The sequence below is a fragment of the Pseudoalteromonas sp. S1609 genome (genome assembly GCF_005887255.1).
GTDB lineage: Bacteria > Pseudomonadota > Gammaproteobacteria > Enterobacterales > Alteromonadaceae > Pseudoalteromonas.
In genome coordinates, this window is record NZ_PNDJ01000033.1 from 99765 (window position 1) to 114589 (window position 14825).

Below are 14825 nucleotides of genomic sequence, written 5' to 3' on the forward strand. Positions count from 1 at the left end.
AGGGTGAAATTTAAGCGCTTTGCTCTTGTTTTTAATTTATTCAACACCATATCTTCAGAGTCTGTTTATCTGCAGTTTTAATCAAGTTTCGTTACATAACGCTATTTTCATGAGCGAGATCTCATTTTTCTGTTTTAAATGAAGATCTTTTTATAGAGGTAGTTTGATGTTTAGCAGAGTCTGGTATAGTAGCGCAGGTAATAAACAGTGCTTTTTAAGCAGCTTAATACAAAATTGCTAATTAATGTGTCCTAAAGGTTAATTCAAAGAATACATTAATTATCAATTGTAAAAAATGGGTTAGCCGATGCACGGCTAGCAAAAAAACACATTGTAACGGTTTTATCATGATATCTAATTTATTTACCAAGATTTTTGGTAGTCGCAATGACCGCACTATTAAAAACCTAAGAAAGACGGTCGCACTGATCAATGCACTTGAAACGCAACTAGAAGCGCTTTCAGATGAAGATTTAAAAGCTAAAACAGCTGAGTTTAGAGAACGTTACGATAACGGACAAAGCTTAGGCGATATTCTACCAGAAGCATTTGCTGTGGTACGTGAAGCGTCAAAGCGTGTAAACGGTATGCGTCACTTCGACGTGCAATTATTAGGTGGTATGGTTTTACAACAAGGCCGTATTGCAGAAATGCGTACTGGTGAAGGTAAAACCCTAACAGCAACGCTTCCTGCTTATTTAAATGGCTTAACAGGCAAAGGCGTTCATGTCATTACCGTGAATGACTACTTAGCCAAGCGTGATGCTGAAACCAACCGTCCACTATTTGAGTTTTTAGGCTTAACCGTTGGTTGTAATGTTCCGGGCATGATGCCACAACAGAAAAAACAAGCTTATGCAGCTGACATCACTTACGGTACCAATAACGAATTTGGTTTTGACTACCTACGTGACAACATGGCATTTAGCATTGATGAGCGCGTTCAACGCCCATTATTTTATGCCGTAGTGGATGAAGTGGATTCAATCCTAATTGATGAAGCGCGAACGCCGCTTATTATTTCAGGCCCAGCTGAAGACAGCTCAGAGCTTTACACTGAAATAAATACCATTGTTCCTTTACTTGAACTACAAGAAAAAGAAGATGAGGAAGGGATTGAAGGCGATGGCGATTTCACTATCGATGAAAAATCTAAGCAAGTTCACCTAACTGAGCGTGGGCAAATAAAAGTTGAAGAGCTTCTTACAGAGCGCGGCTTAATTGAAGAAGGTGATTCACTGTACTCAGCAGCGAGCATCACGCTACTTAGTCACGTTTATGCAGCTCTTCGTGCACACAAGCTTTACCAAAAAGATGTTGACTACGTTATTAAAGAAAACGAAGTTATCATTATTGATGAGCACACAGGTCGCTCTATGGAAGGACGTCGTTGGTCAGAAGGTTTACACCAAGCCGTAGAAGCAAAAGAAGGTGTGAAAATTCAAAACGAGAACCAAACGTTAGCTTCGATTACGTTCCAAAATTACTTCCGCTTGTACGAAACGCTAGCAGGTATGACAGGCACAGCCGATACAGAAGCATTTGAGTTTCAGTCTATCTACGGTTTAGACACAGTTGTTATGCCAACCAATAAGCCAATGATCCGTGATGATCGCGCAGATTTGGTGTACCTAACGCAAGAAGAAAAGTACGAAGCCATTTTAGCAGACATTAAAGACTGTCAAGAACGTGGTCAGCCAGTACTTGTAGGTACTATCTCAATTGAAAGCTCTGAGTACTTGTCGCAGTTTTTGCGTAAAGAAAAAATTAAGCACAATGTACTGAACGCTAAATTCCACGCACAAGAAGCTGACATTGTTTCTGATGCGGGCTTACCAGGGACTGTTACTATTGCCACTAACATGGCTGGTCGTGGTACCGATATTGTACTGGGTGGTAACTGGAATAGTGAAGTTGAAAAACTTGAAAACCCAACTGACGAACAAATTGCCGAAATTAAAGCCGCATGGAAGATTCGCCATGACGCAGTAATTGATGCCGGTGGTTTACACATTATTGGTACAGAGCGTCATGAATCACGTCGTATTGATAACCAATTACGTGGTCGTTCTGGCCGTCAAGGTGATGCCGGTTCAAGCCGTTTCTACCTATCGATGGACGATGCACTGATGCGTATTTTTGCTGGTGAGCGCATGACTAACATGATGCGTAAACTAGGTATGCAACGTGGCGAAGCGATTGAACACCCATGGGTTAACCGCGCAATAGAAAACGCTCAGCGTAAAGTAGAAGCACGTAACTTTGATGTGCGTAAACAGCTACTTGAGTACGATGATGTAGCAAACGACCAACGTCGTGTTGTTTACTCTCAACGTAACGAATTGCTTGAAGAAGGTGATATTTCAGAAACGATTACCGCTATCCGTGGTGATGTGCTCGCGGGTGTAATTGATCAATACATTGCCCCACAAAGCTTGGCTGAAATGTGGGATATCCCAGGGCTTGAAGAGCGCTTAAAGCAAGATTTCCTAATTGAGTTACCAATTACTCAGTGGTTAGCTGATGACAATAAACTGTACGAAGAAAAACTTCGTGAGCGTATTGAAGAAGCGGTTGAACAAGCCTACAAGCAAAAAGAGGAAATGGTCGGCGATTCTGTACTGCGTCAGTTTGAAAAAGCCATTATGCTTCAAAGTCTTGACCAACATTGGAAAGACCACCTTGCTGCAATGGATCACTTACGCCAAGGTATTCACTTACGTGGTTACGCACAAAAGAATCCTAAGCAAGAATACAAACGTGAGTCGTTTGAGTTATTCTCTGAAATGCTAGAAAACTTAAAAGTCGATGTGGTCGGTATTTTAAGTAAAGTGCAAGTTCGCGCTGAAGAAGATGTTGAAAAAGTAGAAGAGCAACACCGTAAAAGTGAAAATGCCCCTCGCGAATATCAACATGAAGAAGCAGAGCACGTAGGTGGTGAAGCACCGCAAAGCGCTCAGGTTATGGCACGTAGCGAGCCAAAAGTTGGCCGTAACGATCCATGTCCATGTGGTTCAGGCCAAAAATACAAACAATGTTGTGGTAAATTAAAATAACACCACTTTGTTACGTTAGATAAAAAGCGACGCTTGCGTCGCTTTTTTTATGCTGTTTAAGGGAGAGGTAATGACTAAAGTAATCATCAATGTTGCTGTGGGTGTAATTAAAAAAAATAACAATTTGTTTATTTGTAAACGTGCAGATGAGCAACATCAAGGTGGGCTATGGGAGTTTCCTGGTGGCAAAGTTGAAGCTGGAGAAAGTGTGTTTCAAGCCCTAAAACGTGAACTGCTAGAAGAAGTAGGGCTGACTATTCACAGCTCAAGCGAACTTATCACTATAGAGCATGACTATGGCGATAAATGCGTACGACTTAATGTGCATGTGGTCAGTAACTTTAATGGTCAAGCTCATGGCGCAGAAGGGCAACCAAGCGAATGGGTAGGCATTGACGAACTTGATAACTATGATTTTCCCGCTGCTAATGTTGAGATAATCAGCGCCATAAAAACGAAATATAGCTAGTTTTATTATCAGGCATATAAGTAACTAAAAAGCCAGTGAGCATCATGCTCACTGGCTTTTTATTTTGCGATTAGTTTAAGCTAATTTCAGCTCAAATTACCAAATTTTTACGCGATCTTCAGGCTTGATATACATTTTATCGCCCTCTTTAACATCAAACGCTTGGTAAAATTCTGGCATGTTCGACAAAATACCAATTACGCGATAATGACTCGGTGAATGTGAATCGGTCATTAAACGATTACGTAGCGCCTCATCACGGTATTTACGACGCCAAATTTGCGACCAGCCCATAAAGAAGCGTTGGTCGCCCGTATAGCCTTCAATAATGGGCGCTTTCGAATCACCCAGCGATAGCTGATACGCTTTATAAGCGACGGTTAAGCCGCCTAAATCACCAATATTTTCACCCAGTGTCAGCTCACCATTAACGCTGGCATCTTCAAACGGTTTATATTGATTATACTGTGCAACTAAGGCAGCACTTCGCTGTTCAAACTGCTTAAGGTCTGACTCGCTCCACCAATTACGTAAATTGCCATCACCGTCGTATTTTGCACCCTGGTCGTCAAAGCCATGGCCTAACTCATGGCCAATAACCGCACCAATAGCACCATAGTTAACTGCATCATCCGCTTCTAAATTAAAGAAAGGAGGCTGCAGAATCGCCGCAGGGAATACTATTTCGTTATTCACTGGATTGTAGTAAGCATTCACTGTTTGTGGAGTCATATGCCACTCAGATCGATCAACTGGCTTACCTAATTTAGCAATCATATCTGCATAAGCCCATTCACTGTAGCGAATATAGTTACCTACCAGTTCATCAGGGTTAATCGCTAAATCTGAGTAATCTTTCCATTTATCTGGGTAACCAATTTTAGGGGTAAACTTATTGAGTTTTTCTTGCGCCGCCACTTTTGTTTCAGGGCTCATCCACTCAAGGTTTTCAATTGCCACTGAATAGCCTTTAATCACATTATCAACTAACTCTTCCATACGTGCTTTTGCTTCTGGCGGGAAGTTTTCTTTAACGTAGACTTTACCTAAAATTTCACCCAGTACACTGTTTGATGCATCAACGGCTTGCTTCCAAAGTGGTGCTTGCTCTTCAACACCACGCAACGTGGTGCTGTAAAAATTAAACTTCAAATCCACTAAATCTTTATTAAGTAGCTGCGCGTAATTACTAACAAAATGGAATTTTAAATAGTTTTGCCAAACAGCTAAGTCAGTATTGTTGAAAATCTCTGCAAATTTTTCAAAGTAACTTGGTTGGCGCACAATTAACTCTTGAACATCAACGCCAACTGCTTCGAAATAGGCATTTAAATCAAACTCACCCATCAGCGAGTTAGCTTCAGCTACCGTCATTTTATTGTATGACTTAGTTGCATCACGGCTTTGCACTCGGCTCCACTGTGCATCAGCAAGTGTCGTTTCAAGTGCTAATATCGCTTTGGCTGCATCAGCGGCATTATTAACGCCAGCTTTAGCTAAAATATCGGTGATATACGTTTGATAAGCCGCGCGAATTTTTGTGAATTTTTCATCATCTTTTAAATAGTAGTCGCGGTCAGGTAAACCAAGTCCCGCTTGATAGGCATAAAGCGCATTTTCACTTGAGTTTTTAGCGTCATTATTAACATACCAGCCAAAAGGAAGATCGCCACCTTTAACTTGTAGCTGTGCCATCAGTGTGACCAACGCGGCTTTATCTTTCACTGTATCAATGCTTTTAATAGCTGGCTCAAGTGGCAAAATACCTAACTCTTCACGAGCATTTTCAGCCATATAGCTAGAATAAAATGCACCAATCTTATATTCATCTGAACCTGGTTTTGCACTACTATTAGCACTGGCGTTTTCAAGCACTGTTTTCATTGCTTTTTGCGATTCATCATATAACTGTGAGAACGACCCATAGTTAGACTTGTCACCTGGAATCTCAGTTTTTGCTAACCATTGACCATTAACATGGTAATAAAAATCATCCTGTGCACGAACACTTTTATCCATATTTTGTAAATCAACACCTAGCGCACCAGGAGCCGCCACCGGTGCAGTTACTGTGGTTGATTCTGCTTTCATTTGTTGTGGCTTTTCGCCGCAGCCAACCAAACCTAACGCCAATGCAATACTGGCGGCAGTCATTGTTATTTTTTTCATAAGAATTCCGTATATTAATTAGAATAAATACGCATTTCATTAAGATTTGATAACTCAAAAAAACAACAATAGGATGCAGTCTATTACCTGCTTAATGAAATACGCATCAGCTACAACCTAATTTAGGAAGCACTAGCTAAGCATAATAAACCTGATTTAAATAACAATAAAATCGAATATGTAACAAAGTATTTTGCGTTTGTTCAAAGCGTGAAAAAGAGCCTAGCATGAGGGCTAGCTAGGGCTTACTTTTGCCATGTAATGCTAAGCGCTGCAGCTTTTCTTTTAATGAAGGAGGGGCAGAATCGGCGATCGCATTCAAATAATCAGCCGTTTGCTCACTCATTTTAAGAGAGTTAGTCGCTTGGCTATCTGTCGCTTTAGGACGATTACTTAATCGTTGGGTTGCTTGTGGATTGGCGGTAATTTTTATTTGCCCAAGCTCTGCCATACCTGCGGCTCTAAAATGAGACTGCATATCCATTTTTAAATAATTAAGCCTAAGAGCAATAGGAGCTGAAACAGCTTCTATCATCAATGTGCCGTCACGATAATTACTTACTCGACATTTATCGCCTAGCTTAGGCCCTAAAAAATCGCGTAACAGCTGTTGCTGTGTATCCAATGCTTGGCTTTTTCCCGCATAGGCTGCTAAACGGTTGTTTAGCCCGGCCATAATGTCGGTTAATGGTTTTGGCGCATATCTATCTTTAGCCATATCACACCTTAAAAACCTCAAAGGAAAGTTTGCTTAAATTAAGCTTAATTTAAGCAAACAAAGTGGGTGTATACCAATTCGCTGAATTAAGTATTATTGTGGATGGGTATTAAGCACCCGCAATTTGCATTTGCTCAATCAGCACTGAACCTGTTTGAATACCACCACGTCGCTCTATATCGCCACCAATAGCTGAAATACCTTTAAACATATCTCTTAAGTTACCAGCAATAGTTATTTCACTTACTGGGTACTGTATTTCACCATTTTCAACCCAAAAACCAGCTGCACCACGAGAGTAGTCACCAGTCACGGTATTTACACCCTGCCCCATAAGTTCAGTGACTAACAAACCCGTGCCCATGGTTTTCAATAGTGTAGCTAAGTCCTGATGGGTTTGCTCAACCAACCAGTTATGAATACCACCGGCATGGCCTGTTGGCGTCATATTCATTTTACGCGCTGCATAGCTCGCTAATAAATATGTTTGCAATTCACCACCGTGTATTATTTCTCTGTCTAGAGTTTTAACCCCTTCGCTATCAAAAGGTGATGATGCTAACCCTTTTAGTAAGTGTGGGCGCTCTGAAATATTAACGGTTTTGCTGAACACTTGTGTACCTAAGCTATCCAGTAAAAAACTGGATTTACGATACAGTGCGCCACCGCCGATTGCAGACACTAAATGGCCAAACAATGAGTTAGCAATATCGGCTCTAAAAATAACCGGCACTTTCATGGTACCTAGTTTTTGACTGTTTAGCTTAGCTAGGGTTTCTGCAGCGGCTTCAAGCCCAACACTTGCAGCATCTTTTAGCCCGGCTTGATCGCGGGAAATTGTGTAGGCTGAGTCGCGCTGCATATGCTCGCCCTCTTTGCCTATTACCATAGTGCTTATGCTATGGCGTGTTCTCGGGTAGCCTGCAATTAAACCATGACTATTGCCATACACTCGCAGCCCTTGATGTGAAGAAAAGCTAGCACCATCAGAATTCACAATTCGCTCATCCGCATTTAATGCGGCTTGCTCAGCAGCATGACATAAATCAATCCCTTGCTCAGGACTTACATCCCAAGGATGAAATAAATCTAAATCTTTAGGCGAAAACTCAAGTAATTCTTTATCAGCAATACCATTGCACGGATCATCTGAGGTGAATTTAGCAATATCTATGGCTTTTTCGACCACAGATCGCAATGTTTTTGGATTTAAGTCAGCCGTAGAGGCGGAGCCTTTGTTATTACCAACATACACGCTAATACCTAAACCACCGTCTTGATTAAACTCAATGGTTTCTACCTCGCCCATACGCGTACTTACCGACAGCCCTGATGTGCTCGACATAGCAGCTTCAGCAGCAGTAGCGCCTAGTTTTTTAGCATGTTCGAGTACTTCAGAAACGGCATCTTTTACTTGAGAAATTTGCGAATATATTGGATCTTGGTGTTGGCTTTTCATAAATTCTGTCCTGAGCCCAGAAGGCAATGTTGCACACATTTTTTATATTTAAATGCTAACACACTCACTGCACCACATCAGCTAATATTAATCACTAAAAGAATCGCGTATAATAGATAAAGTTATTTTTACTTAAGAGCACCCCATGGCGAAGAAAAAAGGCAAGCCTGCTGAAATTGAAGAAGAAATTATATATGTATCAAAAAGTGAACTTAAGCGCGAAGCGCAAGAGTTTCATCAGTTAGGGTCTGAAATTGCCAAAATGGGTAAAAAGCAGCGCGAACGCTTACCGCTTAATGATGACTTAAAAGAAGCAATGGTTGTTGCCGATAAAATTAGTAATAAAAGTGATGCATACCGCCGCCACTTAAATTACATAGCAAAAACCCTTCGTACAGTAGAAAACATTGAAGAAATTAAAGCGATCATTGATGTAATGCTTAATAAAAATAACCAAGCAGAGGTTATGATCAAAAAGATTGAGCAGCTGCGCAGTGATTTAATTGAGCAAGGCGATGACTTAATCAACGAAACAATTGAACAATACCCAGCTCTTGAGCGCCAAAAAATGCGCCAACTGGTGCGTAATGCGGCCAAAGAAGTAAAAGCAGAAAAGCCTGCGAGAGGCTACAAAGAGCTATTTCAGTATTTAAAAGACGCCATAATGTAACGCAGCCACGTTACATACTAAAAAGGTGCTACGGCACCTTTTTTTGTTGTAGATCAAACCCCCTTCCCCTTTCCTTTTTTACAATACGCAGCAACTTAAAAGATAAGGTGCGCGTGATGATTAAACTTCCTCAATGGGATCAAACTTTAATAAACAAATACAATGTATCGGGCCCGCGTTACACGTCTTACCCGACTGCACTTTCGTTAGCTGACGGCTATCAGCAACAAGATTTGATTAGCGCTATTGAATCATCGCAAACCCGTGCTTTGTCTTTATATATTCACATTCCTTTTTGTAGCCAGCTTTGCTATTACTGTGGCTGTAATAAAGTCATTACTCGCCATCAATCTAAAGCTGATACCTACCTAGATTTTTTAGCTAAAGAAATCGTGGCACAAGCGCCGCTATTTCAAGACTATCGGGTTGAGCAATTACATTTAGGAGGCGGTACTCCAACCTTTTTGACCGCAGCCCAAATGACTCGCTTAGTAAAGCTACTAGAGCAACACTTTAACTTTAGCGATACCTGTGAGCGCGGTATAGAAATAGACCCTCGCTCACTGGCTGACAATATGCTGATTGACTTAAGCGAGATGGGATTTAATCGTGTGTCATTTGGTATTCAAGATTTTAATGATCAAGTTCAGCTAGCTGTTAACCGCCCTCAACATGTTGATGAGGTAAAGCAGTTAATTATCCAAGCAAAACAATTAGGCTTTAAATCAATTAATGCAGATATGATTTATGGCCTGCCTCTACAAACACCTGAGAGTTTTAAGCAAACTATTGAGCAACTGATTGCTTTAGACCCCGACCGTGTTTCAGTATTTAACTACGCTCATTTACCTGACCGTTTTGCCGCTCAACGTAAAATAAAAGATGCTGATTTACCCAGTGCCCATAATAAGCTCACTATGTTTAAAAACACTCTAGAGCAAATGACCCAAGCGGGCTATCAATTTATAGGTATGGATCACTTTGCAAAAGTTGATAATGAATTGGCTATTGCTCAAAATAGCGGCCAACTGCATCGTAACTTTCAAGGTTACACTACCCATGGAGAATGTGATTTACTAGGCTTAGGGGTCTCGTCAATATCGCAAATAGGCACAGCCATACTACAAAATAAAAAAGAGCTAAAACACTATTACCAAACAATCGATGAGCAAGCAGGCAGTGCCATTAATAAAGGCATGCATTTAACCCAAGATGACCTTATTCGAGCGGATGCAATTAAACAACTTATTTGCCAGTTTGAGCTTGATATGAGCGTATTCGCGAACAGGCATAAAATCAGCTTTAATGAATACTTTAAAGATGCCTTAGAGGCACTCGCACCATTAATTGCCGATGAAATGGTAACAATAGAAAACAACCTAATTAGTGTAACACCAAAAGGGAATTTATTTATTCGTATTATTTGTATGTGCTTTGATGCGCACTTACAAAAACAAATAAATGCCACTCGCTTCTCACGGGTTATATAATTTAAAAAATAGCGCGCATAAAAAAAGCAGACCTAGGTCTGCTTTTTTTATGCTGTAAAATCTAAGTGCTAGTTAAAAACCACGTTTTCGCTGCCTTGGGCTGCTTTAAACTCAACAATGATTTTTTTACAGTCAGCTTCAATTTCATCACTCAGTGATTCTTCTGCGCGCCAGCGTGCGGTATCTTGCTTAAAAATTTCTTTTTTAGCGTACTTTTTGCGCGAATCGTGAGTTGGCATTTCTTTTACCACGTCGTACATTTTATAAATGCCTGGGTATGCAGTTGTTAAGTCGCGCTCAGTATCAAAACTATATTGCGACATCAGCACCCAAATACGTAAACAGCCCTCAGAGTAATCACACTGCTTTTCATTCATCGCACGTGCAATTAAATGAATACTATCGGCTAGCTTTGCATTACGTTTTAAACGCGACTGCTTAAGTTTTTGCTGTTGCTCTGCCTGTTGTTTGCTAATTAGCTTTTTTTGCACATTTAGCTTGTAGAGCAACTGACCCGCATAAAATGCCAAGCCCGCTATAATAGCAGCACCTACAACTAAGGCTAAGATCACTGCTGTACTCATTGCGTATCCTTATTACTTATCTTCGTCGTCATCTAGCCATTCATTAGCTAGGTCGTTTGATAGGTATTGATCAAAATCTGAATTACTTTCTTCATCACTGAAGTCATCTTCAAATTCTTCTTCATCTTCAATACCTAATAACTTACACAGCACTTGGTGACGCGCTATACGGCTATTAAAGTATTTAGCATCTTTACCCGTTAGCATTTCACCTTGCTCATGACGCTCAACTAATTTAAGCAAGCGCTCATCATTTTCAAGCGCCTCTAATTCTTGCTCAGGCGTTAACTCAGGCTCAATCGCCTTTTTAAGCTCTGCTACAGGCTTAAGGTTACGTTTCATTTCGACTTTTGGTTCAGCGGCTGGGGCAACTAATGGTACTGCTTTTTTACTACCAACACGTTTGTCTTTAGCAGCCGAACCTGTTTTTTGAGTGTCATTACTCAATGCATCAGGTGCATTACGTGAACCTGGCTTAGCGCCTTTGGTTTTCTTTACACGTTGCTCTTTCAATGCACGCATTTCTTTAAGCTTATCTTGGCTTAAACGAACGGGTCCATTTGATGGAATTTTACGTGACTTTTTCTTTCTACTCATATCTTGATCGTCTCACTTAAGAGGTTTTGAGCGAGGCGCAACTCAATGGGCATCGCGATGCTGGCCTAGCCAGAAGAATTCGGTTTGCGTTTTAGAGGTTGGGTTTCTCTATATACGCCAAAGCATATTTAGATGCTTTTTTTAAACGGGGGTATTGTAACAGGACAAATAAAAAGGCGGTAGAGAAAACATCTCTACCGCCTGCTAATCTGAGCGCCATTATATGGACACTTCTCCCTTCGACTTTTTAGTCTTTATTATTTTTATTATTATTTCTTTATCCGTATTATTATTATTTATCTTCCGTGTAGCATTCCATTTTGTTTTTATTATTAAACTTCCATGAGTTTTTATTATTTTCGGTCTTTCCTGACACTTTTTTGTTATTTCCTTTAGTAGCACTCTCAATGTGCTATTTAGTCGTGCCGCGCTACGATCCTTATAACGTTTTCCTATTTGTTATTATTGTTGCGACAGGGGTTAATTTACTCGTTAATAATTTTGTTACAACTAATTTATATCTTTTTTCTTGTGTAAAACATAACAAAAAAGGTTAAAAAATATAAGTTACAATAAGTTAACTTAAAAAATAAAAATAAAATGAGACTTTTCTTACATTAAAGTATGGTCAATGTCTTACAAGTGAAGGGGCTTTATCGGTCATTTCAGAAACAAAAAAAGCAGCCAAAGCTGCTTTTTGTCTATTTAACATTGTATTATGTTAACAATATCTAAATAAATACGACTTTAGTGTAGACCACCTAGGTATTTAGATAATGTTTCAATGTCTTTATCTGTAAGTTTCTTAGCAATGTCTTGCATAACACCATTTAGGTCGTTATTACGAGTGCCATCTCTGAACTGCTCAAGTTGTGACTTGATGTATTCTGGATGTTGGAAAGAAATTTTTGGGAATTTAGCTAGTGAAGAGCCATTACCACGTGGACCATGACAAGCCGCACATGATGGAATTCCGCGTTCAGCGTCACCCGCTTTGTACAACATGGCGCCTGTTTCTTGAACATCTTTAGGTGTAGCACCTTCAGACATGTTCAAAGAAGCAAAGTAAGCAGACAAGTCTTTCATATCTTGATCGCTCAATGGCATTGCCATACCGCTCATTACTGGATTCATTCGACCTTCTTTACCGCCCGAAGTCATACCTAATTTAAATTCAGTAAGTTGTTTGTATATGTAATCTGCGTGTTGGCCTGCAATTTTTGGGTAGATGTTAACCGGCGCATTACCGTCTGGGCCGTGACAAGCCGCACACGTTGCTGATTTTTCTTTACCTGCGTTTACATCGCCATCAAATGCTGTTGCGTTGCTTGCTGACAACGCACCAAGCAATATAGTTAAAGATAGTGCTATTTTTTTCATGGTGAATTCTCTGTTTCCGACCCTGTATCATCTACAATATGGATGTTGTGATTTTTATATTCTACACGATATTAAATTCTCTGGCACGTTTTCTACACACATTAAACCTATAAATTATAGGGTTTTGAGTAAAATTAATCGCTAAGCCAGTTAAAATGTACCATCAGCAACGGTTTTACATGCTCAAAGACACTTTTTAATAGCTACTTTATAGTATAAAATACGCGCCACGGGTGAATTTGGTTTACCCAATGTTATTTTTTTTAGTTTTAGGAGAGCCTGTGCTCAAATCTCGTATCAAGTATAACACTGCGTCTTTCGTTACAAGCGCGCCAGACATCACTAAATTACCTGCTGATACGGGAATTGAAGTCGCGTTTGCCGGTCGCTCAAATGCAGGTAAATCAAGTGCGCTTAATGCTCTTACCGATCAAAAGTTAGCACGTACTAGTAAAACACCTGGCCGTACTCAGCTGATCAACACATTTGAACTTGCCGATGTAGATAACATGCGCCTAATTGACTTACCAGGTTATGGCTTTGCGAAAGTGCCAATTGAAATGAAAAAGAAATGGCAAAAGTCGCTAGGCGAATACCTACAAAAACGTCAAAGCTTAAAAGGTATTGTGGTGTTGATGGATATTCGTCACCCATTAAAAGATTTAGACCGTGATTTAATTAATTGGGCTGTAGGTAGTGAAATTCCAGTATTGGCACTATTAACTAAAGCAGATAAGCTCAAGCAAGGTCCACGTAAATCACAGGTACTTAGTGTTCGTCGTGAATTGAGTGAATTAGATGGCGATATAACAGTTCATGCATTTTCATCACTTAAAGGCACAGGCTTACCAGAAGTCGCCAAAAAGTTAGATGAGTGGTACTTAGGTCCAATCGTAGCAATTCCACCTGCTGACACAGAGTAATTACCCTAAATAAAACCGCTCATTCGCGGAGGTAATAAAATAGCCGAGCTCATCTGTTTCGGCTATTTCAGCCCACTGATAAAACACATTTCTGGCAACTCGCGCAAAACAACCATAGGGTAATTGCATATAAGGCACTGCAGCGCCTTTGTAATTATTAATATATAGCGGCTCAGCACGACTTAGTAGCCAGGTACGCTGTAGGTTATCAATACAACAAATAACATCACCATCAGAGGTCGACTCACGATGCCAACTTACAATAATAAATGGCGCATCCTTAACCTCAATCACAATTTTCTCTACTGGCGTTTTTAAATAAAACTGTCCATCTTCGCGGCACAACACACTAGCAAACAGCTTTATCATGGCTTGGCGGGTAATTTCACTACCCGCATAAAACCATTTACCTTGCTCGTCAATCAGCAGTGGCAATTGCCCGCAATGAGCAGGCTGCCATTGTTCAAAAGGTTTACTTGGCTCGCTTAGTTGCTGACTAAGTTCGTTAAGAGAAATCACTGTTTTTTAAAGGTCAGTGCAAAAGTAACCGGTACCGCAGTAGCAATCGAAGGTAAGCCGGCTAGTTTTTGTAACTGCATTATCCCTTCGGTGACTTTAAAGTCATCGCTATTAATAATGATAGGTGTAAATGATGAAACGCTTAAATCCCCGTTTTCCGCACTACTAACAAGTACATCAACTGCAAGTGGCTTTTTATGACCGTGAAAGTCTAGCTCGGCGCTAACACCTTTTAATACGTACTGACCAGGCTGCTTAATAAGTGACAATTTATCAGATAAGTCAGCGGTTAATACTGCATTTGCAAAAGTGTCAGATTCAAACAAAATTTTGCTTAGGCGCTCGTTACGAATAGGAATAAACGTTTCAGCTGAGGTTAAATCAACATTTACGCTAAACTGACCTTGCTCACTCAATTGCCCTGATAACTGAGTAAAATGGCTTGCCTCAGCAATGCTATTTTTTTTAATTGAGACAAAACTTAATTGGCTTTTATCGTTGAGTAACTGCCAGTTTGCCGATGCAACACCTGAAACTAGTAAACATGATAAAGATAAACCTGCTACAGCTAACGTTTTAAACATAATGCACTCCTAAAATAAAAGATTTATACCCGAAAAAATAATACTTTGATCAGTCAAATTAAAAATCACTAGTACGCTGAGTTAAAAAGAAAACGCACAGTAAACTGATGGTATCACTTGAAACGCTAAGTGCAATTAGAGAATAAATTTAACGCTTAGGAGTAAAGCTATAAAAAAACGGCCCATCAAATATATGATAGGCCGATA

13 protein-coding genes are annotated in these 14825 nt (G+C 40.1%); 5 read left to right on the top strand and 8 right to left on the bottom strand.

Going from position 1 to position 14825, the window contains the following annotated elements; translation table 11 throughout:
• Nucleotides 1–347: 347 nt before the first annotated feature.
• Together secA and mutT are read left to right on the top strand one after the other, a co-directional pair.
• Nucleotides 348–3056, top strand: a complete 2709-nt coding sequence (gene secA, locus CWB76_RS09880; protein WP_138607228.1) for a preprotein translocase subunit SecA — start codon at nucleotides 348–350, stop codon at nucleotides 3054–3056.
• Between the two features lie 70 nt (nucleotides 3057–3126).
• The gene (gene mutT / locus CWB76_RS09885) at nucleotides 3127–3525 is read left to right on the top strand and encodes an 8-oxo-dGTP diphosphatase MutT (protein WP_054202559.1); all 399 of its coding nucleotides are present in this window, start codon (nucleotides 3127–3129) and stop codon (nucleotides 3523–3525) included.
• Nucleotides 3526–3621: 96 nt separating this feature from the next.
• On the opposite strand, the gene CWB76_RS09890 is transcribed toward mutT, so the two are convergent.
• The 3 genes from CWB76_RS09890 to pmbA all read right to left on the bottom strand — a co-directional run bounded on the left by CWB76_RS09890 (nucleotide 3622) and on the right by pmbA (nucleotide 7871).
• Nucleotides 3622–5694, bottom strand: a complete 2073-nt coding sequence (locus CWB76_RS09890) for a M13 family metallopeptidase (protein ID WP_138607230.1) — start codon at nucleotides 5692–5694, stop codon at nucleotides 3622–3624.
• 238 nt (nucleotides 5695–5932) lie between these two features.
• Complete coding sequence (locus CWB76_RS09895) at nucleotides 5933–6412, bottom strand: DciA family protein (RefSeq protein WP_054202561.1); 480 nt, start codon at nucleotides 6410–6412, stop codon at nucleotides 5933–5935.
• A gap of 109 nt (nucleotides 6413–6521) precedes the next feature.
• Nucleotides 6522–7871, bottom strand: a complete 1350-nt coding sequence (gene pmbA / locus CWB76_RS09900; RefSeq protein WP_138569778.1) for a metalloprotease PmbA — start codon at nucleotides 7869–7871, stop codon at nucleotides 6522–6524.
• A gap of 145 nt (nucleotides 7872–8016) precedes the next feature.
• Between pmbA and yjgA the strand changes: the two genes are divergently transcribed.
• Together yjgA and hemN are read left to right on the top strand one after the other, a co-directional pair.
• Nucleotides 8017–8541 carry a ribosome biogenesis factor YjgA gene (gene yjgA, locus CWB76_RS09905; RefSeq protein WP_010390384.1) on the top strand — a complete coding sequence of 175 codons (525 nt, stop codon included), beginning with the start codon at nucleotides 8017–8019 and terminating at the stop codon, nucleotides 8539–8541.
• Nucleotides 8542–8657: 116 nt separating this feature from the next.
• Nucleotides 8658–10031 (top strand): oxygen-independent coproporphyrinogen III oxidase, encoded by a 1374-nt coding sequence (gene hemN, locus CWB76_RS09910; RefSeq protein WP_138607232.1) that lies wholly within the window; start codon nucleotides 8658–8660, stop codon nucleotides 10029–10031.
• A gap of 68 nt (nucleotides 10032–10099) precedes the next feature.
• Here the strand turns inward: hemN and CWB76_RS09915 are convergent, their stop codons facing one another.
• The 3 genes from CWB76_RS09915 to CWB76_RS09925 form a co-directional block, all read right to left on the bottom strand.
• Nucleotides 10100–10615: a DUF2489 domain-containing protein gene (locus tag CWB76_RS09915; protein ID WP_010390378.1), complete on the bottom strand. Its 516-nt coding sequence runs from the start codon at nucleotides 10613–10615 to the stop codon at nucleotides 10100–10102.
• A 12-nt stretch (nucleotides 10616–10627) separates the two neighbouring features.
• Complete coding sequence (gene yihI, locus CWB76_RS09920) at nucleotides 10628–11212, bottom strand: Der GTPase-activating protein YihI (RefSeq protein ID WP_008112715.1); 585 nt, start codon at nucleotides 11210–11212, stop codon at nucleotides 10628–10630.
• A gap of 747 nt (nucleotides 11213–11959) precedes the next feature.
• Nucleotides 11960–12592, bottom strand: coding sequence for a c-type cytochrome (locus tag CWB76_RS09925; RefSeq protein ID WP_008112717.1), 633 nt, complete (start codon nucleotides 12590–12592; stop codon nucleotides 11960–11962).
• Nucleotides 12593–12873: 281 nt separating this feature from the next.
• Between CWB76_RS09925 and yihA the strand changes: the two genes are divergently transcribed.
• On the top strand, nucleotides 12874–13515 hold the full coding sequence (yihA, locus tag CWB76_RS09930; protein WP_138607234.1) for a ribosome biogenesis GTP-binding protein YihA/YsxC: 642 nt from the start codon (nucleotides 12874–12876) through the stop codon (nucleotides 13513–13515).
• On the opposite strand, the gene CWB76_RS09935 is transcribed toward yihA, so the two are convergent.
• Nucleotides 13516–14034, bottom strand: a complete 519-nt coding sequence (locus tag CWB76_RS09935) for a DUF1285 domain-containing protein (protein ID WP_138607236.1) — start codon at nucleotides 14032–14034, stop codon at nucleotides 13516–13518. It lies immediately after the preceding gene.
• Nucleotides 14031–14618, bottom strand: a complete 588-nt coding sequence (locus tag CWB76_RS09940; protein WP_138607238.1) for a YceI family protein — start codon at nucleotides 14616–14618, stop codon at nucleotides 14031–14033. The genes CWB76_RS09935 and CWB76_RS09940 overlap by 4 nt, the downstream gene beginning before the upstream one ends.
• Nucleotides 14619–14825 lie beyond the last annotated feature (207 nt).